At 69.7% G+C, this 24,237-nt stretch carries 24 protein-coding genes; 18 read left to right on the forward strand and 6 right to left on the reverse strand.

Features of this window, described 5'->3' with window-relative positions:
• Positions 1-362 precede the first annotated feature (362 nt).
• Complete coding sequence (locus GA0070604_RS30325) at positions 363-1,139, forward strand: hypothetical protein (protein WP_244162125.1); 777 nt, start codon at positions 363-365, stop codon at positions 1,137-1,139.
• 66 nt (positions 1,140-1,205) lie between these two features.
• Here the strand turns inward: GA0070604_RS30325 and GA0070604_RS30330 are convergent, their stop codons facing one another.
• The gene (locus GA0070604_RS30330; RefSeq protein WP_091126365.1) at positions 1,206-1,979 is read right to left on the reverse strand and encodes a CPBP family intramembrane glutamic endopeptidase; all 774 of its coding nucleotides are present in this window, start codon (positions 1,977-1,979) and stop codon (positions 1,206-1,208) included.
• Positions 1,980-2,123: 144 nt separating this feature from the next.
• Here GA0070604_RS30330 and GA0070604_RS30335 point away from each other — a divergent pair, with 144 nt between their 5' ends.
• The gene (locus tag GA0070604_RS30335; RefSeq protein ID WP_091126368.1) at positions 2,124-3,245 is read left to right on the forward strand and encodes a globin domain-containing protein; all 1,122 of its coding nucleotides are present in this window, start codon (positions 2,124-2,126) and stop codon (positions 3,243-3,245) included.
• Positions 3,246-3,380: 135 nt separating this feature from the next.
• Here the strand turns inward: GA0070604_RS30335 and GA0070604_RS30340 are convergent, their stop codons facing one another.
• Positions 3,381-4,907 carry a peptide deformylase gene (locus GA0070604_RS30340; RefSeq protein WP_091126370.1) on the reverse strand — a complete coding sequence of 509 codons (1,527 nt, stop codon included), beginning with the start codon at positions 4,905-4,907 and terminating at the stop codon, positions 3,381-3,383.
• 327 nt (positions 4,908-5,234) lie between these two features.
• Here GA0070604_RS30340 and GA0070604_RS30345 point away from each other — a divergent pair, with 327 nt between their 5' ends.
• On the forward strand, positions 5,235-6,014 hold the full coding sequence (locus GA0070604_RS30345; RefSeq protein WP_091127522.1) for a hypothetical protein: 780 nt from the start codon (positions 5,235-5,237) through the stop codon (positions 6,012-6,014).
• A 27-nt stretch (positions 6,015-6,041) separates the two neighbouring features.
• Here the strand turns inward: GA0070604_RS30345 and GA0070604_RS30350 are convergent, their stop codons facing one another.
• Positions 6,042-7,844 carry a DUF6311 domain-containing protein gene (locus GA0070604_RS30350; RefSeq protein ID WP_091126373.1) on the reverse strand — a complete coding sequence of 601 codons (1,803 nt, stop codon included), beginning with the start codon at positions 7,842-7,844 and terminating at the stop codon, positions 6,042-6,044.
• Between the two features lie 210 nt (positions 7,845-8,054).
• Here GA0070604_RS30350 and GA0070604_RS30355 point away from each other — a divergent pair, with 210 nt between their 5' ends.
• Positions 8,055-8,765, forward strand: coding sequence for a class I SAM-dependent methyltransferase (locus GA0070604_RS30355; protein WP_091126375.1), 711 nt, complete (start codon positions 8,055-8,057; stop codon positions 8,763-8,765).
• 63 nt (positions 8,766-8,828) lie between these two features.
• On the opposite strand, the gene GA0070604_RS30360 is transcribed toward GA0070604_RS30355, so the two are convergent.
• Complete coding sequence (locus GA0070604_RS30360; RefSeq protein ID WP_091126378.1) at positions 8,829-9,362, reverse strand: YbhB/YbcL family Raf kinase inhibitor-like protein; 534 nt, start codon at positions 9,360-9,362, stop codon at positions 8,829-8,831.
• A 169-nt stretch (positions 9,363-9,531) separates the two neighbouring features.
• Here GA0070604_RS30360 and GA0070604_RS30365 point away from each other — a divergent pair, with 169 nt between their 5' ends.
• From GA0070604_RS30365 to GA0070604_RS32175, 3 genes are all read left to right on the forward strand, one after another.
• Positions 9,532-10,014: a hypothetical protein gene (locus tag GA0070604_RS30365; RefSeq protein ID WP_091126381.1), complete on the forward strand. Its 483-nt coding sequence runs from the start codon at positions 9,532-9,534 to the stop codon at positions 10,012-10,014.
• A gap of 446 nt (positions 10,015-10,460) precedes the next feature.
• On the forward strand, positions 10,461-11,393 hold the full coding sequence (locus GA0070604_RS30370) for an SRA domain-containing endonuclease (RefSeq protein WP_091126383.1): 933 nt from the start codon (positions 10,461-10,463) through the stop codon (positions 11,391-11,393).
• Between the two features lie 126 nt (positions 11,394-11,519).
• Positions 11,520-12,341 (forward strand): DUF6414 family protein, encoded by an 822-nt coding sequence (locus tag GA0070604_RS32175; protein WP_141721412.1) that lies wholly within the window; start codon positions 11,520-11,522, stop codon positions 12,339-12,341.
• A 152-nt stretch (positions 12,342-12,493) separates the two neighbouring features.
• Here the strand turns inward: GA0070604_RS32175 and GA0070604_RS30375 are convergent, their stop codons facing one another.
• Positions 12,494-13,300 carry an integrase gene (locus GA0070604_RS30375; RefSeq protein WP_141721413.1) on the reverse strand — a complete coding sequence of 269 codons (807 nt, stop codon included), beginning with the start codon at positions 13,298-13,300 and terminating at the stop codon, positions 12,494-12,496.
• Positions 13,301-13,318: 18 nt separating this feature from the next.
• A complete protein-coding gene (locus GA0070604_RS30380; RefSeq protein WP_091126388.1) occupies positions 13,319-14,527 on the reverse strand; it encodes a helix-turn-helix domain-containing protein in 1,209 nt (402 codons plus the stop codon).
• Positions 14,528-15,646: 1,119 nt separating this feature from the next.
• On the opposite strand from GA0070604_RS30380, the gene GA0070604_RS30385 reads away from it, so the two are divergent.
• The 11 genes from GA0070604_RS30385 (at position 15,647) to GA0070604_RS30435 (ending at position 24,056) form a co-directional block, all read left to right on the forward strand.
• Complete coding sequence (locus tag GA0070604_RS30385; protein WP_244162263.1) at positions 15,647-15,826, forward strand: DUF6284 family protein; 180 nt, start codon at positions 15,647-15,649, stop codon at positions 15,824-15,826.
• Positions 15,826-16,194 (forward strand): RRQRL motif-containing zinc-binding protein, encoded by a 369-nt coding sequence (locus GA0070604_RS30390; protein WP_091126394.1) that lies wholly within the window; start codon positions 15,826-15,828, stop codon positions 16,192-16,194. Before GA0070604_RS30385 ends, GA0070604_RS30390 begins: the two co-directional genes overlap by 1 nt.
• A gap of 142 nt (positions 16,195-16,336) precedes the next feature.
• On the forward strand, positions 16,337-16,651 hold the full coding sequence (locus tag GA0070604_RS30395; protein WP_091127523.1) for a hypothetical protein: 315 nt from the start codon (positions 16,337-16,339) through the stop codon (positions 16,649-16,651).
• Positions 16,648-17,922 carry a hypothetical protein gene (locus tag GA0070604_RS30400; protein WP_208602198.1) on the forward strand — a complete coding sequence of 425 codons (1,275 nt, stop codon included), beginning with the start codon at positions 16,648-16,650 and terminating at the stop codon, positions 17,920-17,922. The genes GA0070604_RS30395 and GA0070604_RS30400 overlap by 4 nt, the downstream gene beginning before the upstream one ends.
• A gap of 90 nt (positions 17,923-18,012) precedes the next feature.
• Positions 18,013-18,480, forward strand: coding sequence for a Pycsar system effector family protein (locus tag GA0070604_RS30405; RefSeq protein ID WP_091126397.1), 468 nt, complete (start codon positions 18,013-18,015; stop codon positions 18,478-18,480).
• 20 nt (positions 18,481-18,500) lie between these two features.
• Positions 18,501-18,881 (forward strand): hypothetical protein, encoded by a 381-nt coding sequence (locus GA0070604_RS30410; protein ID WP_091124306.1) that lies wholly within the window; start codon positions 18,501-18,503, stop codon positions 18,879-18,881.
• Positions 18,882-20,215: 1,334 nt separating this feature from the next.
• Complete coding sequence (locus tag GA0070604_RS30415) at positions 20,216-20,851, forward strand: hypothetical protein (protein ID WP_091126399.1); 636 nt, start codon at positions 20,216-20,218, stop codon at positions 20,849-20,851.
• Between the two features lie 179 nt (positions 20,852-21,030).
• Positions 21,031-21,252 (forward strand): hypothetical protein, encoded by a 222-nt coding sequence (locus tag GA0070604_RS30420; protein WP_091126401.1) that lies wholly within the window; start codon positions 21,031-21,033, stop codon positions 21,250-21,252.
• Positions 21,253-21,345: 93 nt separating this feature from the next.
• Positions 21,346-21,825, forward strand: coding sequence for a DUF6197 family protein (locus tag GA0070604_RS30425; RefSeq protein WP_141721414.1), 480 nt, complete (start codon positions 21,346-21,348; stop codon positions 21,823-21,825).
• Positions 21,826-21,927: 102 nt separating this feature from the next.
• Positions 21,928-22,830, forward strand: a complete 903-nt coding sequence (locus GA0070604_RS30430) for a bifunctional DNA primase/polymerase (protein ID WP_091126406.1) — start codon at positions 21,928-21,930, stop codon at positions 22,828-22,830.
• Positions 22,827-24,056, forward strand: a complete 1,230-nt coding sequence (locus GA0070604_RS30435; protein ID WP_091126408.1) for a DUF3631 domain-containing protein — start codon at positions 22,827-22,829, stop codon at positions 24,054-24,056. The genes GA0070604_RS30430 and GA0070604_RS30435 overlap by 4 nt, the downstream gene beginning before the upstream one ends.
• Positions 24,057-24,237: the final 181 nt, after the last annotated feature.

Consider the following 24,237-nt stretch of genomic DNA (forward strand, 5'->3'; position numbering starts at 1 on the left):
ACGCGGCCGACGCCGGGCCGGTGAGGGAGACGACCCCGGAGCCGACTGGCAGCGCCACGGCCAGGAAGACGGCCCCGGCGAAGCGGGCCGCGCCAGTGGCGAAGAAGGCCACCACCGCGAAGAAGGCCACCGCGAAAGCGGCAACTACGGCTAAAGAGGCAAAGGCGGCGAAGAGCACCCCCACCAGTAAGACCAGTCCCGCCAAAAAGAGCACCCCCGCCAGGAAGACCACCCCGGCAGAGACGAGCGCCACAGCAACGGAGACCGCCACAGCCAAGAAGGCCACCACAGCGACGGAGACCACCCGGTCCGAGAGGACCACGCCGAGGAGGAAGGCCGCCTCGGCCGGGAGGACCACCGCAGTGACGGGAACCACCCGGGCGGAGACGGACCCCGCCACCGCCGCTCGCGAGCCGGCGACGGCCGGTCCGCTCGCGCCGGCCGGCCAGGAACAGGAGTCGGGGCGTACCCCTGGGGAGGGTTGGCGGGCGGTGACCGCCCGCCTGCTCGACCACCCGGGGTACGCGCCGGAGCTGCTGGCCCTCGCCGCCGTGGACGTGCTCGGGCCGAGCGCCCGGGACTGGGTCGAGCGGACCCGGGGGGTGTACCCCGACGCGGGCGCTGACGGGCTGGCCCGGTTGGCGACCCGCCGGTTCGTCCGGCTGGCCGGTACGGGTGCGGCGTTCGCGGCGGGTACCGGGCTCCTCGCGCCGGTGACGGAGCTGGCGGCGGTGCTGTGGACGCAGGCCAGCCTGGTGCTGCGCCTGGCGGCGATCTACGGCCGGGATCCCGGGCATCCGGACCGGGCGGCGGAGCTGCTGGTGCTGACCCGCGTGCACCCGGACACCGCGACCGCCCGCGCGGCGCTGGACGCGGTCCGCGCGGCGGGCGCGCCGGTGGACGGACCGTGGCACCGGGCGGCCGAGGCGGCCTGGCGGTTGGCGATGCCGCTGGCCGCGCAGGCCGGTGGCTGGCTGGGGCTGCGGCTGGTGTCGCGGCTGCTGCCGGGGGCGGCGGTGCTCGCCGCCGCTGCGAGCGACTCAGCCGCAGCGGAACGGCTGGCCGCCCGGGCCGTCGCCCGCTACCGGCCGGCGCGGGTCCGCCCGACCGGTGACGAACGCCGGACCCCGCCTGCGTGATCCACTCGCGCTGTCCCTGACCGGTGACAGCACGAGCTGCCGCAAACCGGGCACGTCAGCCGCCGGTCAGAGCCAGCCGAACCACGACTTCGGCAGCAGCGCGTAGCCGACGAAGGCGACCACGTCGAGCAGGGTGTGCGCGACGATCAGCGGGGCCACCCGCCGGGTGCGCAGGAAGACGAGGCTGAACACCACACCCATCACCGCGTTGCCGACGAAGGCGCCGAAGCCCTGATAGAGGTGGTAGGAGCCGCGGAGGACGGCGCTGGCGGCGATCACCGCGCCGAGCCGCCAGCCGAGCTGCCGCAGCCGGGTGACCAGGTAGCCGACCACGATCACCTCCTCCAGCACGGCGTTCTGCACGGCGGCCAGGATCAGCACCGGCACCGCCCACCAGAGGTGCGGTAGGGCGGCCGGGACCAGGGTGGCGTTCACGCCGAGGTGCGCCGCCGCCCAGAACAGCGCCAGCCCGGGCAGGCCGATCAGCGCCGCCAGGCCCGCGCCCCGGGCCAGGTCCGATCCGGGCCGGGTCAGGTCCACCCCGAGGGTCCGCGCCGGCTGGCCGGGGTCGCGCGCCAACAGGTGTACGGCGAGCAGCACCGGCACCAGCACGAAGAAGATCCCGAGGAGCTGGTACGTCAGGTCGAGGTACGGCCGGGCCGACGCGGAGGTGTTCAGCGCGGCGGTCTGCTTCGCCAGTCCGCCCGTGGCGGTCAGCTTGGCGACCAGCGAAACCAGCGCGTACACCGCGGACTGGCCGAGGGAGAGGCCGAGCACCAGCAGTGTCTCGGTGCCCAGGGTCCGCTGGGACACCGGGCGGGTGAGCTCGTCAACCGTCACCGGACCACTGTGCCGTATGCGGGGTCCGGTCGGCACCACTCCGGCGGCTCGGCTGAGCCGGTCGCACATTCTGTGCGACCGGCCGGCACGCTCTGTGGAGATTCTGGGTGGGCCCGATCCGCCGTCAGGAAGGAGCGTGCCCCCGTGGAGAACTTCGCGCGGCTGCTGAAGGAGAGCTGGGCCCTGGTCGAGGAGCACCGGGAACGGCTGAGCGGTCACTTCTACGCCCGGCTGTTCCTCCTCGACCCGGAGCTGCGCAAGCTCTTCCCGGTGCAGATGAGCGGGCAGGGCGACCGGATCCTGGATGCGATCGTCACCGCCACCCAGACGGTGGGTGATCCGGAGAGCTTCGACGAGTACCTGCGCGCGCTGGGCCGGGATCACCGGAAGTACCACGTCGACGCCGCGCACTACGAGACGATGGGCGTCGCCCTGCTGGACGCGCTGCGCAGCACCGTCGGGGACGGCTGGAACCTGGAGTACGACCAGGCGTGGCGGGAGGCGTACGCGAGCATCTGCGAGCGGATGCTGGCCGGGGCGGCGGCCGACGGGAATCCGCCGTACTGGCACGCGGAGGTGCTCACCCACGAGCGGTACGGCGCGGACACCGCCGTGCTGACCGTACGGGCCCTCCAGCATCCGCTGCCCTGGCGGGCCGGCCAGTACGTCAGCATCGAAGCCCCCCGCCACCATCCTCGGGTGTGGCGGACGTACTCGGTGGCGAACGCCCCGAACGACGACAACGTGCTGGAGTTCCACGTACGTACGCCGGCCGGGGCGGCGGGCTGGGTGTCCGGGGCGCTGGTCCGCCGTACGAAGCCGGGGGACCTGCTGCGGGTGGCCGCGCCGATGGGGTCGATGACGCTGGACCGCTCCTCGGACCGGGACATCCTCTGCGTGGCCGGCGGGGTCGGGCTGGCCCCGATCAAGGCGCTGGTGGAGGAGCTGACCCAGGTCAACCGGACCCGCTGGGTGCACGTCTTCTACGGGGTCCGCCGGCCCGAGGAGCTGTACGGCCTGCCGGGCCTGGAAGGGCTGGTGGCCGCCCACCCGTGGCTGTCGGTGACCCCGGCGTGCAGCGAGGACCCGGACTTCGACGGCGAACTGGGCGACATCTCCGAGGTGGTCACCCGGTACGGCCCGTGGACGACGCACGACTGCTATGTCTCCGGCTCCGCGCCGATGGTCCGGGCCACCCTGCGCGCGCTGGCCGCCGACGACGTCCCGCCGGATCACATCCGGTACGACACCTTCGGCAACCTGTAGACCTTCCTCCCCCGAGCCGGGTCGCGTGCCCCCGCCCCCTGGGGCACGCGACCCGGCCCCCCGGACGCCGGTGCGCGGGCCGGGCCGGCAACCGGCCCGCGCACCGGAATCCCGGCGGTTCAGCCCGCACGGGCCCTAGTAGCGCCACGGGTTGCCGGTCTCCCGGTATTCCTCGACGGGCACCAGCGGCACGCCGGGGGCCATCCGGTCGACGTACAGCCGCGCCTCCAGGTGGTCGATCTCGTGGGCGACCAGCCGGGCCATCGCGTACTCGAAGGATGTGATGATCCGGTTGCCGTCCCAGTGGGCGTGCTCCACGTCGATGCGCAGCGGCCGGGGCACCAGCCCGCGATGGTCGAAGAAGGAGAGGCAGCCCTCGTACTGCTCGTCCGTCTCGGACGCGGTGTCGACCACTCGGGGGTTGAGCAGCACGACCGGTTCGGCGGCCCGGTCGGCGGGGCGGACCAGGGCGGCGGCCCAGCCGAGCCCGAGCTGCGGGGCGGCGATGCCGACGCCCTTGTTGAACGGGTGCAGCTCGTCGAGGCGGGCCAGGGTGGCGGAGAGCCGGTCGACGACGTCCCGGGCGACGGGTTCCTCGCGGGGCAGGTCGAAGTGGCGGGCGGGCTGCCGGAGCAGGTCCTCGCCGCGTTGCACGATGCCGATGGCGCGCATCCGGTCGCTGGCCCGTACCCGGCCGCGCGGGCCGGGACCGTCGGGCTCGAGATCCGGGGGCTGGCTGCGGAACCGCCACTGCATCCGGTAGCGGGCGTTCAGCGGCGGGTCGTCGGTGGCCCAGTCGAAGATCGACCGGTCGCCCTCGTCGCGCCGCTGGAGCGGGGTACGCAGCGGGCCCTCCTCCGCGGAGAGGGACGTCTCCAGCCCCCACACCTTCGGGTCGAGGTCGGCGGGCAGGTCGAGTCGGACGGCGAGGTGCCGGGTGGGCAGGCGTACGGCACGCTGGAACCAGGGGCCCCACTTGTCCCGCCCGACCTGGTACGCGTACTCGATGGTGACCCGGTCTCCCGGGTAGAGCGGGAAGCGGCCCTCGTCGTTCTCGAAGAGCAGCCAGATCTCCTTGAACGCGTCCCGGTCGTGCTTGGCCCGCCAGTGCATCGGCTCCCGCGCGCCGCCGTCGTCCCGGTACGCCGCCAGCCGCAGCTCGGCGAAGGTGAGCGGGTGTTCCCGGTGGTGCCGGTTGGACCGGCCCGGGTCGTTGGGGTAACGGTCGACGGCGACCCGGACCAGGTAGCGGGTGACCGGTTCGGTGCCGGCGTTGTAGAGCTCACGCCGGATCGCGCAGTGGTAGCCCTCGTCGGTGTGGGTGAGGGTGGCGGTCTCCCGCTCGACCACCAGGCCGGTGCCGGGCGGCAGCCACTGGCCGGGGACGGGCGGGTCCCGGTGCGTCCCGCCGGAGCGGCTGTGCCGCAGTTCGTCGTACTCCCGGAAGCGCTGCCAGATCGCGCCGCTGGCCTCCAGGACGGCCTCTGCCCGGCGGGCGAAGTCCTCGGTGGGGCGGTGCCGGCGCCCCTCGACGTGGCTGACGTACGACGGGTCGAAACCCATCAGGGTGGCCAACTGCTTCTTGGACAGCCCGCGGCCGGTCCGGTGGCGGGCGAGTTCGGCGGCGAAGGAGTCGGCGGCACGCTCGATGGGTGAGGTCATCGGCTTCCTCGTACGCGGGGAGGTCCAGTCTCACGTTGGGTGGCCAGACGTGTACGGAAACTGCCTCGTATTCGACACTCACCTTGACAACTCAGCGGCACTCGTCGATGCTCACGCGGCCCGCCGGCCGGTCGCCGGCGTTTCCGCCCACCCTGACGGGTAGACCGTGGCACGCGCCGCGGGCCGGCGGAGTGACGGGGACCTCCCCCTCCACCCCTCGACGCGACTTCCCCCGAACCGGAGCTGTGGTTAGGCTAGCCTTAGTTTGAGCCGACGAGACGCGCCGGCCCAACCCGACCAGACAGGGGCGGATCAGTGACAGCGGTGATGCCGAGGCGGGACACCGCCACGCCGCTCGCCCCGGTGACCGCGGCCCTGCGCGCCATGTTCGGCACCGACGACCTGCCCGGGCTCGCGCCCGGCCTGCTGGTCACCGACGAGGCCCGCTGGGCCCCGGCGACCAGGCTGGTCGACGGCACCCTGCTGCCCGAGTTCCTGGGCGCAGCGGCCCGGCGCTGGGGCGGCACCCCGCACGCCTGCGCCGCACTGGCCTGGAAGTCGTACAGCTACTGGACCGCCCTGCCGGTGGTGCTCGGCTGGGCCTCGGCCCGGCGGGTGCCGCTGCTCGACCCGGCCGACGTGCTGATCCACTTCGCGGATCGCGACCAACTGCTCACCCTGGGCCTGCGCAGCTCGACCACGGTCGCGGTGCTGCCCGGCGACCCGCTGGCGCTGACCGGTGACCCGGGCGTACGGGTGGTGGCCGGCGAGGCCGCATTGCTCGACGCGCTGCGCGCCACGCTGCTCGACGCCCATTTCGCCCCGCTGATCGCCGCCATCCAGGCCGAGGTCCGGATCGGCACGCGTACGCTGCTGGGCTCGGTGGCGTCCGGCATCGCGCACGGCGTCCTGCGCGCCTCCGACGCGCTGCCCGGCTCCTCCACGGAGAGCATCGGCACGCTGCTCGACGCGCTCGATCTCGGCGACCTGGTGGAGTTGGTGCCCGGCCCGGCCGGCGAGCCGACCGTACGCCGGCACACCTGCTGCCTGGCCTTCACCCTGCCGCAGCCGAAGATCTGCCGGGGCTGCTGCGTACGCCCGTCCTGACCCGCGCGCCGACGGCCGGACGCCCGGTCAGTCGACCAGCGGGCGGACGTCCCAGAGCCACACCCCGCCGGTGAACACCGGCTCGATCCCGGTCAGCGCGGTCATCCCCCGCCCCAACGCGTCGGCCTGCCGCAGCCGCGGGTCGAGGATCACCGCCCCGGCCCGCCAGTAGCGCAGGTCGGTCACCGCGGCCACCTGGTCCTGCGGCGTGATCGGCGGCACCCCGCCAGTACGCCGGATGGTGATGAAGAAGCTGCTGGTGGGGCGGGGCGGGGCGGTGAACAGCGCCACCCGACCACGCCCGGGCCGGGTGTCCGGATAGAGGAAGTAGCCGCGGGCCAGCGGCATGCCCAGCCGGGTCTCGGCGGCCCAGCGCAGCGGGTCGGCGTAGTCGGTGTCCGGCAGCGGCAGGGTCACGATGCTGTGCCCACCGGCCACGTACGGCCGCCACGCGCCGGAGGTGACGAACGCGGGTGTCTGGTCGAGGCGTACCGAGGGCAGCGGCGTGGGCAGCAGCGGCAGGAGCGCCATGGCCAGCACGGTGGCGGTGGCGAACCGGATCTGCCGGCGGGCGGCGGGATGGCGCCGGGCCAGTGTCCGGGTGTGGTCCGCGCCGAGCGCGAGCAGGATGCCGACGATCGGGGTGAGCGCGAGCGACCACCGGGTGGGCACCACCGAGTGCAGCAGCGGCAGCTTCTCCAGCACGGCCCACGGGCCCGGAATCCCGGTGTCCCGTCCGTCGAACCGGATCTCCCGGCCGAGGGAGAACACCGCGAAGACGACGCCGGCCGCGGCCAGGCCGAGAACGACGACGTTGCGGCGCAGCCACCAGGTCAGTGCGACCACCAGAACGGCGAGCGGCCAGCCGAAGAAGGCGTTCTCCTCGGTGGGATTCTTGACGAGGTGGGCGCTGGTGCGGGCGTCGCCGGCGAGCGATTCCCGGGACCAGGCCACGAACGAGGCGAGGTCGGTGCGGTAACCGCGGATCAACCGGGACAGCCCCTGGTAGGCGCCGGGTCCGAAGAGCTGCACGTACAGCGGGTACGCCAGCAGCGCCCCGGCCACGACGGCGGCCACCCCGAGCCCGGCGCCGAAGTGCCGGGCCGCCGGGCGCAGCTCCGGCCGCCCGATGGCGAGGGCGAGGATCACCACGCCGAGCCCGATCGCCGCCATCAGCAGGATCTCCAGGTTGAGGAACGCCTGCCAGACGATCACCAGGCCGAGCAGTACGCCGTTGCGCAGCCAACGTCCCGGCTCGGTCAGGCGCAGGGTCCGCCAGATGATCAGTGGCACCACGAACTGGCTGACGATGTTGGGGTGCGCGTTGGCGTGCGAGACCATCGCCGGGGCGAAGGCACAGAAGCCGGCCCCGAGCCAGGCCGGTCCCCGGGCGCGGATCAGCACCCGGGAGAGCAGGAAATACCAGGCCACGCCGGTGGCGACCATTCCGGCGGTGAGGAATACCAGAAATGCGGCGCGTGGACCGAACAACACGGTGACGGGCGTCATTGGCAGCGAAACAGACAATACCGAGGTGTTTGCCATCAAATTGACGCCGTCCGGCACATTCATCCGATCCGAGGCAAACGGATAGGCGAAATCGGTCACCACTCGCGCACCGTGCGCCATCATCCACTCGAACTGCGCCTGGTCGGTGCGGTTGTCCCGTACGCCGTGCCCGGGGTGCAGCCAGAACCGAGCGGTCACCCAGAAGGCGAGCAGCACGAAACTGAGCACGGCGACCGCGTCGACCCACCTTCCCCGCACCGGTGACCCACTCTCGTCGAGCCGGCCCCCGGCGCCATGGGCGCCCGATTCAGGAGTAGTCATGACAATTCAGAGGGTAGTCAGACTATGGCGGTGCCGTGCATGTTTCTGAGGACTGTCGTACTATGTGCCGAGTTCGCCGAATGCCGATAACGCGCCCACCCCCAACCGCAATTCGGCCACCCCCCGGTGCCCCGATTTCCCCGGCATCCATGTGGATGGTTGACTCTGTCGGTCCAGGGGCGGGTCAGTCATATCGTGAGGAATCGACGCATGCCACAGATCACTGGGGATCAGCGCGTCCAGTCGGAGGTGCTGGAAGGCCTGGCGACGGCAGTCAACCACCGCACATGGTTCGTCGAGTTGGCGGTGCCCTACCTCGGTGACAACCCGATCGAGATCGGCAGCGGCCTGGGGGACTACGCGCTGGCCTGGTCGGAGCGAGTGCCCCGATTCACCGCCACGGAGGCGGACCCGGACCGGCTGGTCCGGCTCAAGGAACGGCTGGCCGACCATCCCACCATCGAGGTCCGGCAGATGCTGCTGCCGCACTCCGATCGCGGCGACCACAGCGCGGCCGTGTCGTACAACGTGCTGGAGCACATCGAGGACCACGTGAGCGCCCTGCGCAGCATGCGTGACCTGGTCCGGCCCGGCGGGGCAGTGATCATCATCGTGCCGGCGTTCCAGTTCGCGATGAGCCCGGCGGACATCGCCACGGGGCACGTCCGGCGCTACACGAAGCGGAGCCTCGCCGCCGCGATGACCGAGGCCGGCCTCACCGTGGAGAAGATCCACTACGCCAACGCGCTGGGTCTGATCGGCTACTTCATGGCCACCAAGGTCTTCCGGCTGATGCCGAAGGAGGGCCCCATGGTCAAGATCTACGACACCCTGGTCCTGCCCGCCACCAAGGCGGCCGAGCAGCGCCTGCGCCCGCCGTTCGGCCAGTCCGTCTTCGCGGTCGCCCGCGTCCCGTCCTGAGGTGTAAGGAGGGGTCCCTTGTTATCGCCTGGCGATAACAAGGGACCCCTCCTTACCGCAGGTTCAGCCCTGGACCTGGTACGTCGGGCGGATGACCGCCCGGGCCAGGGTGTGGAACGCCAGGTTGAAGCCGACGTAGGCCGGGCTGGCACCCGGGTCGATGTCGAGGCGCTCCACGTCCAGCGCGTGCACCGCGAAGACGTAGCGGTGCGGACGGTCGCCGGCCGGCGGCGCCGCCCCGCCGTAGCCGGTGTCGCCGTAGTCGTTGCGGACGCTGAAGGCGCCGCCGAGGTCGCCTTCCTTCACCCCGCGAGGCAGCTCGGTCACCGACGCGGGGACGTTCACCAGCACCCAGTGCCAGAAGCCGCTGCCGGTCGGGGCGTCCGGGTCGAAGCAGGTCACCACGAAGCTCCTGGTCTCCTCCGGGTAGCCCGACCAGGACAGCTGCGGGGAGACGTTCTCGCCACCGGCGCTGCCGTGCGCGTACGGCGCGTCCATCGGCTCGCCGTTGCGTACGTCATCGCTGGTCAGTGCGAACGACGGCACCGTCGGCAGCAGCTCGTACGGGTCCGGGGCGATCGGTCGTTCCAGGGTCATCGAGAGGGTCCTTCCGGGTGCGCGAGATTTCCTGCGCCTCTTCATACCCCGCCGAAGCCCGCCACGCCTCGTGGACGCGGCGACCCATCTACCGTCGCCCATGATCAGAAAGTAGCCTCGCTCCATGATCGAGGTTTCTGCCCCCACGCGGTCGTGGCGTACCTTTGCCGTGGCCGCCGCCGTCATCGTCGTCGCATTGGTCTGCCTCGGCCGGCCCGCGTGGCGGGCGGTGGTGGGGACGGTCGAGGCAGTGCGCGGCGAGACCACTCCGATCGCGGTCGCCAACGCCTACCTGGAAGCCGTGTTCGAATCCGGCGATGATCTCGGAATCGACCGATGCCTGTGCACCGAGGGCCGGGACGACCTGCTCCGAGAGGCCCGGGACCTACGCGAACAGGTCAAGCGACAGGCCGTCTTCGACATCAAGATCGAGTCATCCGACTGGCGAACAACCGACTCGGACGGCACGGTCTCCGCGCTGGTGAACCTCCAGTTCACGCAGATCGATCCCACGACGGGAAACGTCGTCCTCGTCGAGGGCTCCCCACATGAGTGGCGATTCCACACGAGGCAGGAGCGACGCGTAGGCGGCGGATGGAAGGTCTGCCGCGTCGACGCGCCACCACTGTGCGGGACCTATCTCCGCTGCTGAGCCAGGGCGACGGCGGCGGCTCGGCGTCCGAGGGCCGTCCGAGGGCCGTGACCAGCGCGGAAGCGCGCGTACGGGACATGTCCTGGTCCGTCCGGCGCGGCACGCGCTCCCGGTTCGGGACGGCCGGCGGTCAACGAGCGAATGTCCGGAACAGTATCGACCACTCTGAATCATTGTCGACTCCGGTGCGCGTCGTACGGCCGGTCGAGGTGGTCGGCGCATCGTTCCTGCTGACCATCGAAGCGGAGGGTGTGGGATTCGAACCCACGAAGACATCGCTGCCTTACCGGTTTTCAAGACCACGAAGCCCACGGCGCTGACCTGCTGCTATGCGAGTCGTCGCCGACCCGGCGACACTGATACGGCACGAGCTTGGCGACATGGGCGGATGGGCAAGTGCCCGAGGCTCACTGACGACGTCATAGGCGGCTCGTAGTCTGCCTCGCGTGGGAAGCATCGGACTGAAGCCCGGAGACATCAGGTCCCGAGAGGACATCAAGCGCGACTGGGGCGGAGGCATCCAGGGCGGCATTATCCCGTCCGACACGACGCCCAACGTCTTCATCTACTCCGACCCGGCGGAAGCTGCACGGTATGGCTACCACTGGGACGGCCCGTCGAAGGACATGAACGGCGCCCCTCTCTTCCTCTATACCGGCACCGGGAATTACGGGGATCAGGTCATCACTGGGAGGAACGGTTCCGTGCTGCACCACAAAGAGCAGGGCCGGAGCCTGCACCTGTTCCTGTTCCATAGCGACCGGCCACAGGGCGGCAAGCTCCACACCTATGTTGGAGAGTACGAGGTAGACTCAATTCTCCCCTACGTTCGAGAGGATGGCCTGGACCGCGCGCATGAGCAGCGATCGGCGGTTGTCTTCCGGCTGAGGCCAGTTGGTCCCGTACTGCTCGATACCCCAGACGAGCATTCGGCCGAAGACGTGTCCGCCGGCGAGAGCAGACTCGTTCCGGTAGAGAACGTCAACGTCACGGGATTCGACCGCGACCCCACCCAAGGTGGCACTGCTCAGCGTCGAGAAGCAGAGCTCTCCGATAGGTACTTGAAGTACCTCGTAGGGCTTGGCCACGATGTCAAGAACTGCGTAGTCCGACCGCCAGGTGTACTGCGGGACCTTCGCACCGACTTGTTCGACGTCACCGCCAACGAGCTATACGAGGCCAAGGGGACGGCAACCCGTAACGCTGTACGGCTGGCGATCGGGCAACTCTTCGACTACCGGCGCCTCATCAAGTCGAAGGACGCCACACTCGCAGTACTCCTGCCCGAACGACCAGCTGAAGACCTGATCGCGCTATTGCGCTCCTGCAACATAACGTGCGTGTACGAGAGCGGCAGAGGCAACTTCGTCCGGGAGTAGCAACCAAACAGCCGGAGCACCTCCGGGCGTCGGCCACCGCCGCATGCAAGAGGCTGATGGGTGGTCAGCAGGACCTATATTGCTGGGGTAAGACCACCACGATCCCCCACACGAAGGGCTAGACCTGTGAGCGTCTTCCGTTCACCCTTGTACCTTGACACCGAGACTCTGGTGCCATTAGCCAATTACTACGACATCCAGGTAATGGTCGATGTTGCCGTTACACAACGCGATCTCGGCCAACGCTCCGGTAAGGCTGGCTTTAATGCGGCAGTCCCCATCCCGGGCTCACCTGGCATTGAGCTTGGAGGGTCGAAGGGGTCGGAGTCTGAGGTAACACAGGCGCGCACCATCAAGGACCATCCAACCAATGCTCTTAATCGCCTACTCGATGCACTCACGCTGAATGGAGACGTAGCAACAGATCTATCCGGCGGTGCGGTGACCCGCCGCCAACTTGTTGAGGTTGATGCGGATTGGATCATTTCACCGGCGACCGATGCCGGGGCCTTTCTTACGATGATGGCGACTTTCTTCGCCCAGAACCCGTCTGCGAGGAATAGCACGGAGCCACCTCCAGAGTTCTTCTCACTGATGACCTCAGGGCCGATCCCTGGATCCATGGTGCTTGACGCAACGCTAGAAGACGCCGACGAGACGCACGTTCTCGTGCTCTTAGACGCAGGCCACCTCGCAGGACGGGCCGGCCCTGACGACCTCGAAGGGGAGCGTACAATTTTCGGTCAAGTTGACGCTCTGGTTGCCGAAGGCACCAATTATTCCTTAGATAAGTTTTTTCTCTCAGGGTTCAGCCGAGCAATTCGCCGAACCCTTCCACTGGAAGAACTCCTCAAGAACATGCCAATGCCCTCCGAGAAGCCAGTGACTATTGATAATCTCAAGATCGGGGGGCCGCTCGTCGTCGTCAAGGCAATCGCTATTTACTAATCCCCACCTGAACCCAATCGTCACCCCGACGCCCCTATGGATGTCAAGCCCCGTCGGCCATCATCCCGCCGACAGGGCTTGACTCCTTCACCCCGAAAAAGTTATCGCTCGTCGATGAGCTGGGCGCTCATAGCGTCTCGCGGATATACGTATTACAGCGGCAAAAACTGTGCCAGCGACGCGTCATCGTGGCGCTTGGTTCGGGGGTATCGATCCCCGTGCGGATCGTCCGACTCAATCGATCGGACGTGTGCGATCAGTCCGGCCGGTCCCACCTTGTCGAGCAGATCGAGGTATTCCGGCCAGCCGTAGATCTCCATCTGGTCGACTGGCCGTGTAGCGCCGTCCGAGAGCACGGCGGCCCGCCGCATCGCGTCGGCCGGGTAGCTGGCGACTCGGGCGTACTGAGCTGCGTTTGGGTCAGCAGCGGCCACCCACCAGCCGCCCGGACGATTCCGGGTGGCGGTCTGTCGGGCAACCAGCGCTGCCAGGGCTCCCGAGTGTTCCGGTGTACCGAACCGCATCCCCGCCACGGCGGCCGGCTCGGTGCCGCTGATCTCTTCGATCGACAGGTCACAGGTGACTTCCGGCCCGGTGTCGAGGTCGACCACCACGCTCACGTCGGACAGCGTCAAGGCGTCGACCTGTTCCGATCCGATTCTCAGGATGCCGATCGCAGCGCATGGCGTGCCCGGGTTCGTCAGGTCGCAGGTGTCGCCATGTAGCCCGGCCACGGACGCGATGCCCTCGGCCAGACCGTCCGCGAGAGGGATATCGGCTGAGGCGGCCAGCGCAGCGACGGTGCGAACGCCAAGCTGTCGGGCGTACCAGGCGACGCCGTGGTGGCAGCCTCCAAACGGAATGCCCGCCCCGTCAACGACCACCGCCAGGTCAGCGGAGGCAATAACGAAATCCTCGTTGGGGCGTCCGGGCGCGGCATCAGTTGCGAGCGAGAACAACGGCGACTGCCTCTCTGGTCAGACGGCGGTGGCTAGCAGGCCACGAAGCTTCACCACAGCCTGGGACGACGCCCAGGGCCGTAGTTGGCCAAGCAGGTTCCGCAGGTCGTTAAGGGTGCGAGACGATCCGGTCGTGACCGCGATGGCGAAGGACTCTTCCGCACATGCACACGCCTCTTCCGGGCTCCCGGCGAGCACGTACGCCTGGGCGAGTCGGGAGAGGTACTGGCCACGGTCGCGATGGTAGTCCGGAGGGAGGTTGTCGAGCACGGCTGTGAAGGCGGAAACCGCGGCCGATGCCCGGCCGAGTTCAAGGTGGCACTTGGCCCGTGAAATCTTCAGGTACAACCGCAGGTCGCAGTACCGGCCGTCGGACGGGTCGCCTTCCGCTGGCGACGCCGCGCCGCCGTCATCGAGCAGCATCTCTGCTACGTCCAGGGCCCGATCAGCCTCGCTCCCCACTCCGTGGACAGCATGTCCAAGCGCTTCAGTCTGGGCGGCGATGGCGCGAATCCGGATCGTCTCTGCCCCCCGATCCCGCTGAGCCGCGTTGGCCAGCCGTGCCGCGTGGGCACCGTTCCGCACGCCTATCGCCTGAACCGCCCGCCGGGTCAGCACGAAAGCTGCCATTCGGTCATCCTGGCTGGCTTCCGCCCATTCCAATGCCCGCCGGTACCAAGCCGTAGCGGCTTCCGCATCGCCCGCATCCTGATGAAGCCAACCAGCAAACTCGGCGTACCCGGCACCAACTTGTAGGAGGTCGTCTAGCGACTGTCCAGAGGCATCGCGCGCCAATTGCTCGATGGTGTCGGCGTGGGCAGTGATGGCCGGAAGCAGGACGCGCGGACCGAGCAGGTTATCGGCCGTGTAGTGGTCGCGCAGAGCGCGGCGGAGGAAGCGGAGCAGGTCAGGCGTCACACGCCGGGGCAAGTTGACGCTCGCCGGGAGTGGTGCCGGAATCGCCGGTTCCTCCCGGGCGGTTGTGGGCGTAGCAGGTTCCTGCACGAACTGGCCAAACCTGGCTCTGGCGTCGTCGTCCGCCCGCTTCAACGCCACGTCTAGGAGCTGCTGCGTACGCATCGCCAGCTCGACGTCTGGCTGTGCTTCCCATTTCGTCACGCCTCTGGTCGACACGCCTAGGTGTGCGGCAAAGTCATCAAACGTCATGCGCAGCGCCAACCGGAGCGCCTTCGCGGTCTGGCCGGTCCACGTTGCGACCACGTGCATGCGCTGAGCCTCCTCCCCGTGACCGGCTCCTTGCGGGGAGTGTAGCGGCGAACCTCAATCCATGAAGACACCCGAGTGCCAACCCGGTGCTAGATCAGTTCCATCTCGGTGCATGGAGAGTCACCGATTTTCGGCGTTGACTAGACCCATCAAACCGATCGAGGGAACCGGGAGGTAGTCGATGTGATTGCGCCCTGAGCTAGCGCACGGAGCGCTTCGGCCCCGGCGGCGCCGGTGGGATCTGATGCTCTCGGGCAAGCTTCCGAACGTAGGCACCACTAAAAGGCGAAAGCCGCTCAACGTCAGTAGGACTGAGGCCGGCTCGCAAGGCGGCAACGACCGCCATGACCACCGCCTCCCTCGCGGCGTCGTGAGCCGCCTCGGTGCGGCGATACCGCCTCGTAGCTGCTGAAAGTTCCTCGCGCGCGTCAGTCACGCCCACAAGATTACCGCTACCCACTTGCGCAACAGACCCGCGTATCGCTACCTTGTTGCGCAACAGAGTTTCGCAACCTGATTGCTGGCGACTCCACAGCCGGCGGAGGTGGCTTCGGCTGCGCCGCTCGTGAATCTGCTGGACCGCCTGGCGCATGGCTCCACTTGACAACTGCACAGAGGTCCGGGACGCAGGGAGATCCGTCTCCCCGATTGAGTCCCGACGCATGCGACCTAGGGGTGGCAAGCGAGCGTCGGCCGTTGACGTGTCCGGCCGCAAGACTTGTCCGCTTTCAGGGGTTAGGCCCCTTGCTTGCCCAACCGAGGGTCGCCCGCGTGCCTGTGCGGCACGCCTGTGGTGATTGCCGGGGGGAAGCCTCCCGGCTGTTCGTCCGACCTGATTCGAGCTGGGGAGAGGTGACCTGTCATGACCGTGAGCATCGCCGCCGCCGTGCGGATTACGACCAAGAGCAGCGCCGTGTGGCGCGACTGCGAACGCTGCGGTCGCCTCGCCCCGCTGGCCCCTGATCAGGACCGCTGCCGGGACTGCCGGCGGTCGAGTGTTTCCCGTCGCCGTTCGGTGGCGGGTTCCCGTCGTTCTGGAAGGAACTCGAAGTGAGCTACGACCTGTTCTCGGACCTGGAGGGTCCGAGCGTCGATGACCTGGCCGAGATCGAGCAGGAGATGCCGCTGATTGAGGCCGAGGTTCTACTCCTGGATGCGCAGATCACGGTCCTGTCCGCCGAGCCTGCCCCGTCAGATCTGGACTGGCAGCGGGTACGTCGGGCGCAGCGTCGGGTGCTGCGGGAGGCCCGCGCCCTGCTGGCCGCCCGCGCGGCCGGCCCGACCGTTTCAGCGGCCTGATGGCCCGCGTCCGGGCCGCCTACCACGATCCGGACGGGACGAGGTACGGCATCCCCACCTACTGGTGGCGCGGTGCCCCGCCCGGGTACGCCACCCGCCGCCAGTTGCGCGCCGCTGGGCTGCGGCCCGGTGGTCAACCGATCGCCGCACAAATCCTCTGGCGCGGTGTCGGTGGCACGCGCGCCGCCTACCTCTACCGGGTCGACCTGGCCCGCCCGAAGCGCACCGCCACCCCCGCCCAACTCCGCGCGGTCCGCGCCGCGCTGACTGCCCGCCGCACGTGCCCGACCTGCCGGCAGGTGCGGCCCTACTGCATCCCGCGCTCGCTGGGCGAGTGCATCGACTGCCACGAAGGAGGCACCGCGTGATCTGGCTTCTGCTCCTGATCCTGCTGGGCGGGCCGCTGGTGATGCTCGCCCCGTTCGCCATCGGCCACGCCCTCAACAGCGAGGTCCCGACCGTGAAGGAGACGCTCCGATGACCACCCCCGCCAAGAACCGACGGGCGGTGATGGCCGAGCTGCTGTTGCTGGCCAACCCGACCGCTATCCGTGTCCGCAGTGACGGCACCTCGCTGGACGTGGATTTCGACAGCATTGCCGAGCTGCGGTCGTGGCTGCACCTGGCTGGCCTGGACGGCCCGGACGTGCTGGTCGGCAAGGAGCACCAGGGCACCGACAGCGACGACCGCCCCTACCGGGCGGTGAGCGCCTACCCAACCTTGTACGGCTGGAAGGTCTACGCCCACGCCACCGACTACACCGACCCCGCGCCGCTTGACTCGGCCACCACTGACCGGCTCGCCGCCCTGGCGGTGTCCGGATGACCGCCCCGACGATCAACGGCACCGCCTACGCTCGCCGTGGCCGGCTGCTGGTCCCGGCGGATGCCGTGCCGGACGTGCGGCCGGAGACGCCGGAGGAGATCTCTGCCCCGGCAGTGGCCGACACGGCATCTGGGCAGGTTGATGGCCCAGAGGTGCCAGCGGAGACGCAGCCCCGGCGACGCCCCCGGGATGACCAGGAAACGGCGGAAGGCCTGCGGGAGCGGCTGGCCGCCGGCCGGGCGCGGGTCGACGTGCAGCGGGAGGATGCACGGGACCGCCGCCGGCAGGAGATACGGCATCGGATCGCGCTGGCCGAGGTCGAAGACGAGGAGGCCGCGCAGCGGCAGGCCCGCCGGGAACAGGCCGAGGAGGCCCGGGAGACGGCTAAGCTGACCCGCTACTACCGGCAGGCCGCGAGCCGGGGCACCCGGGCTCGTATCCGGGCGGACATCGACCGGTCCGCCGAGATGCGGACGCTGCGGGTCGCGCGGGTCCGCACCGCCACCCTCGCGATCGGTATCTCGGCCTTGACCGCGTTCGGGGCATGGTCGACGGCAGGTGTGCAGGCGGGTATGGCGCGGCTGCTGGACCTGGACCGATGGTCGGCCGGGTGGTGGGCCGCGTGGCTCGTAGAGCCGGCCTTGCTCGCGGTGGTGGCGCTGATCATCGTCAGCCGGGCCGTGCTGGAATCGGCCGGCGGACGCACCGACGAGCGGGCCGACCGGGTGGAGTGGACGGCGTTGACCGTGTCGATCCTGCTCAACCTGGCCGGTGGCTGGCACGCCGAATGGTCGCTGTCCGCCCTGGGTGGTCTGGCCGCGCACTCGATCGGCCCGGTCGGCGCGGCTGGCGTCGCCTACCTCATCAGCCTGCTACTCGGGTATGTGGCGTCGGCCCGGCCGTGGCAGGGAGCCCCCCGCCTCGATGACCTGAACCTGACCGTCCCCCATGCCGGACAGCCCTCCGACACCGCCCCGAAGACTCCTCCGGAGGTCATCAACCTGCGCAAACTCCCGACAACCGCCACCGTGCTAGAGGCAGGTTCGGAGGCGTCCGGAGGCCTGTCGGAGACAGACCGGGAACTGCTGTACCGGGTACTCGGGGCCATCGAGTCCCGGCTGCTCGGGCCGGACCCGTCCGGCTGGCAGATCTACCAGCGAGTGATGTCCGCCCGAGGAGACAAAGCACGCGCATACCGCGTGGCCGACCTCGTACGCGGCTGGCGACCCGGAGGGCCAGTCCCGCCCATCAGTGGCGCCAGCGCGGCTTAGCCCCGCCCGGCGGCACAGCCCCTGGCTCGCAACCTGTGCTGTGCCGCCGGTCCGGTCACCCAACCCCTACAAGGAAGGAGGGCATCTCTGATGGTGCCAGTACCCGATCCGGACTGGTTCACCGCCCGGCAGGCGGAGGTACGCGCCGAACTGGTCCGGGTTGATGGCAAGGCGTCCACCCTGATGGCCATCGCGGGCGCCGCGCTGACCGTCGGCGTCGCCGTCCTGGCCCGCGCCGACCTGCCCACGGTGGCCACGACCGCCGGGGTGGTGACGGCCGTTCTGGTCGGAACTGCGGTCGGTCTGCTGGCTGGCGCGGTCCGCCCGTCCCTGGCCGGTGGTCACGGCCTGGTCCGCTACGCCGCTGCTGTGCCGGGTGACCTGATGACCGAGGCCAGCATGCCGGCTATGGCCGCCGCCGCTGATCAGGCCCGTCATCTGGTGTGGCTGTCCCGTACTGCTGTGCGTAAGTACCGGCGGGTGCGTGCCGCCGTGGATCTGCTGCTGGCCGCTCTGGTCGGCACCGCTGTTACCGCTCTGCTCGCTGTCCTCGCCTGATCCTGCGAAGGAGACATCCTGTGTCGAACACCAATCAGCCCTCGGGCCGCACGCTGTTCGCCGGTGCGGACTCGTTGACCGACAACCACGCGCTGATCGAGTGGTGCGAGACCACCCGCCGGATCCTGCACGCCGCCGCCCTGGAGTTGGGCATCACCGCTAGTGAGTTGGACGCCCGGCTGCGGCGTGTCGGTGGTGGTGCGGTCGTGGTGGGTGGTCTGTCCGCGCGGGCGCGTGCCCGTCAGGTCGCCAAGCCCATCCAGCAGGCCAGTGAGGCCCTGGTGGTGGCGAGTCAGTACATCATCACCGCGAACAACCGGTTCGTGACCGCCTATATGCCGGAGTTGGAGCAGGTCGGCTACCGGGGCAGCCGCCGCCCGGACTTCAAGTTCAAGGCCTGACCAGGAAAGGAGGGGAGTCGAGATGGCGAAGACACGGATGCCGAAGAACGGCGGCTTGACCACGGACGGGTCGGGAGAGGCCAGCGTGCACACGGTCAAGGTGCCGCTGTGGCCGTATCTGGTCACCCCGACCAGCTCGCTCGGGTTGGCGGTGGCTACCGGGCTGGCGCACTGGCGGTGGGCCGACAGCCCCGGCTCGATGGGCGCGGCTGCCGCCGGACTGACCCTCGCCGGCACCGCCTTGACCGCGCTGACGTGGCGGGCGTCCGCTGCCCGGGACATCGTCCGCCGGGCGGTGGCCACCACCACCTGCCTCGCCGGTTCGGTGTGGGCGATCGGCGCGACCATCGCCGCCCCCTGGTCGACGCCATGGCTGGACATGTGGCTCATCGGTGCCCCAACCGCGTCCATCGCCATGGGCGTAGTACGGGTGCTGCGCAACAGGGGCGGAGACGCGGCGGCCGGTGGCGGGCTGGCCGATGCGGTCAAGAGCCTGCGTAACGCGGCCGTTGCCCGGCCCACGATCAAGGGCGCGAAAGCGACAGCCGCCGTCACCCTGGAAGCAGGCACGTCGGTGAAGGAACTCGCCAGTGACCGGGGCGCCCTCGCCTCCGCGCTGGACGTGCCGGAAACGGCGGTGCGGGTCATCCCCAACCCCGACTCGGCGCGGCGCGGGCGGGTGGAGGTCGTGCCGGTCGACCAGCTCCGGGACATGATCCCGTGGCCTGGTTTGTCCGCCCCGGGCCGGTCGATCGCGGAGCCGATCGTGCTCGGCGTGATGGAGGACGGAGAGCCGCTGATGCTGTGGCTGCCCGGCGACCACGCGGCGGGGCGCAACGCGGCGCACTTCCTGATCGTGGGCATGTCCGGCGCGGGCAAAACCGAGGTCATCCTCAACATCGCTGCTGAGGTCATCTCCCGCCGGGATGCGGAACTGTGGCTGGCTGACCCGCGTAAGGGAGACCAACTCCCCACCTGGGCGCGTAACGGTGCGGTCCGGGTGGCGTTGACCGAGGACGACACCAACGAGATGTTGGAAGACGTCGCCATCGACATCACCGGCCGCGCACGGCAGATCGGCGCCCACGGCCACAAGCAGTGGACTCCCGGCTGCCGGCAGTGCCCCCGCTATCGGGTGGTGATCGTGGACGAAGCCGCCCAGATCGCCGCCGGCAACCCCCTCGTCACCGAGCTGACCGAAGCCGCCCGTTCCGCGGGTATCTCGCTGCTGTTCGGATTGCAGCGGGCCAGCCACGATCGGTTCCCGACCAGCGCCAGGGCGAACATTCCCGGGCAGCATCTGCCTCGGTGTCGACAAGGACGTCGACGCGGGTATGGCGCTGTCCGAGGCGACCCTGGACGCCGGGGCGATGCCGTGGGCGTGGAAGAACACCAAGCCCGGCTACCTCTACGCCGAGATTCCCGGCACCGACACCACCCGTTGGACGATGCCCTGCCGGTCGTTCGTGGCCGACGAAGACCACCGGGCGGCGGCCATCGCCCCCTACATCGGTGGGCAGCCGGCCACCGGCCCCACCACCCCGCAGCCGGAGCCGGCACGCCCGGCACCCCGCCCCCGCTCTCGTCAGGAGCTGGACATGGACGACGAGCACGACGACGAGCCGAACGAGCCGAACCGGGCCATCAACCCCAACGACCCGCCCGACGACGTCGACCCCGCCCAGCCGATCCGCATCCCGCCCGGCCTGCCCCGCATCCCCCTCGGCCTCCGGCAGCCGCCCATGGCCAGCGAGCAGGCATACGAGCACCTGCGCGGGCACCTGATCGACCTGTACGACGCCGGCGTTGATGTCGTGCGTCCCGGCGACCTCGGGGACGTCATCTCCGCCACCGGCCTGTCCGGCGACTGGGTACGCAAGGCACTCGGACGGCTGTCCACCGGCCCCGACGCCATGCTCCGCAAGACCGACCGAGGCACCTACAAGATCCGCATCCCCGAACCGGCATAACCCACCGTCACCACACTGCGGCCCGTCCGGACGGTCCGGACCGTCCGGACGAGCCAGCCCGGGTCCAAGTAGATAGCCGTCCGGACGGGGCTGTCCGGACCGTCCGGACGGCCACCCGCATCCCACACCGTCACAGCCCGTATCCGGCGCTGCCCGCGCCGTTCCGCATCGGGAGAACCATGAAGTTGACCATCACCGCGCTCGCCCTGGGCGTGCTACTCGGTCTGATCCTCGGCGTTCCACTCGGCCGCCGCGTCGAGCGGGTCACCTGGTACGCCGACGCCACCCTCGCCCGCGCCCGCGTCACCGGCTGGCTGATCCGCGACCTCTCCGGCTGGCTCCTGACCGGCGCTATCGCCGTCGCCGTCGCCGTGTTCGTCGTCTGGGCGCTCACCCGCTAGAAAGGCGCGCTTCGCGCCCTCACCACCCAATGGCCAGTGCCCGTCCGGCGCTGGCCATTCCTGTGCCACATCAGGAAGGAGCGCACCCAACCGATGACCGCTGACCTTCCCCGATCTCCGGCCCAGGCGCTACGCGCTGCTGCGGCCTACCTGCGCCGCTACGACTGGCACCCTGGCCCCGGCCTCTACGACCCGCACAACGGATGCACCCACAGCAAATGCCGTGTCGTTCGGTCCGGAATGTACCCGGCCACCATCTACGGCTCGCTCCGCGTGGCTTTGCTCGGCCGTCCGGCATGGTTCGCCATCACCGACCCGGCCACGGCCGCCGCGTATGCGGCCACCGTTGATCATTTCGCTCATCACCTGGGCACGCGGGGAGCCGCTGGCATGCGGGCCGCGATCCTGCCCTGGGAACACGCGCCCGGCCGCACCCGGCAGCACGTCATGACGGCCCTACTTGCCGCCGCTGACACTGCCTCAACCGCGCCGTTCCCGCCGGTCCGGCTCGCCCCGGTCATTCCGCTGCCCGTGCGCCCGTCGGAAACCGGCCGGCCACGTCGCATCGCCTGACCACAACCACCAAACGGCGCGCTTCGTGCCCTCACGCTCATGGTGGCCAGCGCCCGCCTGACCTGGCCTTTTCACCGTCTCAGCCGAGAAAGGAGCCTTCCCATGCCCGACACATCCCGGCTGGTCATCCCCGCGCTGACCTACGCCGGACGCGGGTGGCCGGTGTTCATGCTCGCCCGCTCTAAACGGCCCATCGCCAACTGCCCCGACTGTCCGAAGGCAGAAGAGGACCCCGCTCACAACCGGGAAGCGTGCGACTGCCTGACCTGCCACGGCTTCTACGCAGCCACCACCAACCCGAGCCGGGTGGCCGCGATCGTGAACGCCGTGCCGACCGGGCAACTCGCCCTGCGTACCGGCGCAGCCTCAGCAACGGTGGTCGTCGACGTCGACCCGCGCCACGGCGGCCACCACACCATGAACGAACTCATCCGCCGGGGCCTGCTGCCACCCACCGCCTACGTCATCACCGGCTCCGGTGGGCTGCACCTCTACTACCGGCACCCCGGCACCCCGGTCCCGTGCAGCCAGGGCAAACCCGGACAGGGACTCGGCCCCGGCATCGACGTCAAAGGCGACGGCGGATACGTCGTGCTCCCACCCTCAGTTCACCCACGCACCGGACGCCCGTACCGATGGGCACCCCGCAACGGGTGCCAGGTAGAGGAGATGCCTCCCGCGCTGGTCACCGCCTGCCAACCGGCCGCGCCGGCACCGGTCACGCCGCACACCACGACCAGCACACGCCCGGCGGGAGGCATCTCCTTCCCTGACCGGCTCCTTGCCGCACACCTCCACGCGGTCACCACCGCCCCGGAAGGCGCCCGCCGCACCACCCTCTACGGCGCAGCACGCGGCGTCGCCCGCATGGTCAAAGCCGACGCCATCAGCCGAGACGACGCCATCGCAGCCCTCACCGACGCCGGACGCCAAGCCGAGCAAACCGACCGGGACATCCGTGCCGCCATCCGAGGCGGCTTCCGAGACGAAGGGCTCGCCGCATGAACCAGCCGACCAGCACCGACCAGACCACGGACGGCGCGGCGATCCTCGACACCCTGCACGCCTGCATCACCAAGTACGTGATCCTGCCCTCGGCCGAAGCCGTCGACGCCGTAGCGCTATGGATCGCCGCCACCCACGCGCAAGCCGCGTGGGCGCACGCACCCCGCCTCGTCATCCGCGCACCCGAAAAGCGGTGCGGGAAGTCACGGCTGTTGGACGTCGTGGAAGGCACCTGCCATGACCCGCTCATCACGGTCAACGCGAGCCCGGCTGCCGTGTACCGGGCCATCGGCACCGGACAGCCGCCCACCCTGCTTGTCGACGAAGCCGACACCCTGTTCGGCGGAAAGAACGCCGACGCCAACGAGGACCTACGCGGCCTGCTCAACGCCGGTCACCAGCGCAACCGGCCCGCGATCCGCTGGGACGCGTCCGCGCAGAAGCTGGAGAAGATCCCCACCTTCGCTATGGCCGCCCTGGCGGGTATCGGCGCGATGCCCGACACCATCGAAGACCGCGCCGTCGTGGTCCGCATGCGCCGCCGCGCACCCGGGGAGAAGGTCGCACCGTACCGGCACAAGCGTGATGGACCCGCCCTCCGGCACATCGCCCAGCAGCTTGCCGGGTGGGTACGCGCCAACCTGACCACACTGGAAGCTGCCGAACCGCCCATGCCGGTCGAAGACCGAGCCGCCGACACGTGGGAACCCCTGGTAGCCGTCGCCGACCTGGCCGGGGGCACCTGGCCGGCACGCGCCCGCAAGGCCGTCACCACGCTGACCGCTGAGGCTGACGAAGCCGGCAACGTCTCCCACCGCATCCGACTCCTGACCGACATCCGCGCCGCATTCGAGACGCTCGGCAGCCCTCCCGCCGCACCCACCGCCGACCTGCTCGCCGCGCTCAACGGCGACCCCGAAGCACCCTGGGCAGACAGCGGACCCAACGGACTCACCGGCAAAAAACTCGGAGACCTGCTCCGCGAATTCGACATCCGATCCGACACGATCCGCTTCCCCGTCGGCCAAGCCAAGGGCTACACCCGCGACGCCTTCACCGACGCTTGGCGCCGCTACTGCCCCGCACCCGAAAACCCTTCCACCGAGGTATCCGTACCATCCGTACCAACCTCGTTTCCGCAGGTCATCCCCGGTACGGATCACCCCTCTGGTACGGATCGATCCGTACCACAACCACCCCGCACCAGCGCCCCCGGTACGCATTAATCCGTACCAGCGACCAATCCGTACCGCCCCTGAACAGGCAAAACGAGCTTGGTACGGATGGTACGGATACCCCACCCGCCGAAGGGCACCCCGCGCCGGTCACGGCAGCCCAGTAGAGCGGCCCGCCGAGAAGCCCTCACCCGCAACGGCCCAACGCCTCACCCCGGGAACCCCCGGATCT

The sequence above is a fragment of the Micromonospora eburnea genome, from assembly GCF_900090225.1.
Taxonomy (GTDB): Bacteria; Actinomycetota; Actinomycetes; order Mycobacteriales; family Micromonosporaceae; genus Micromonospora; species Micromonospora eburnea.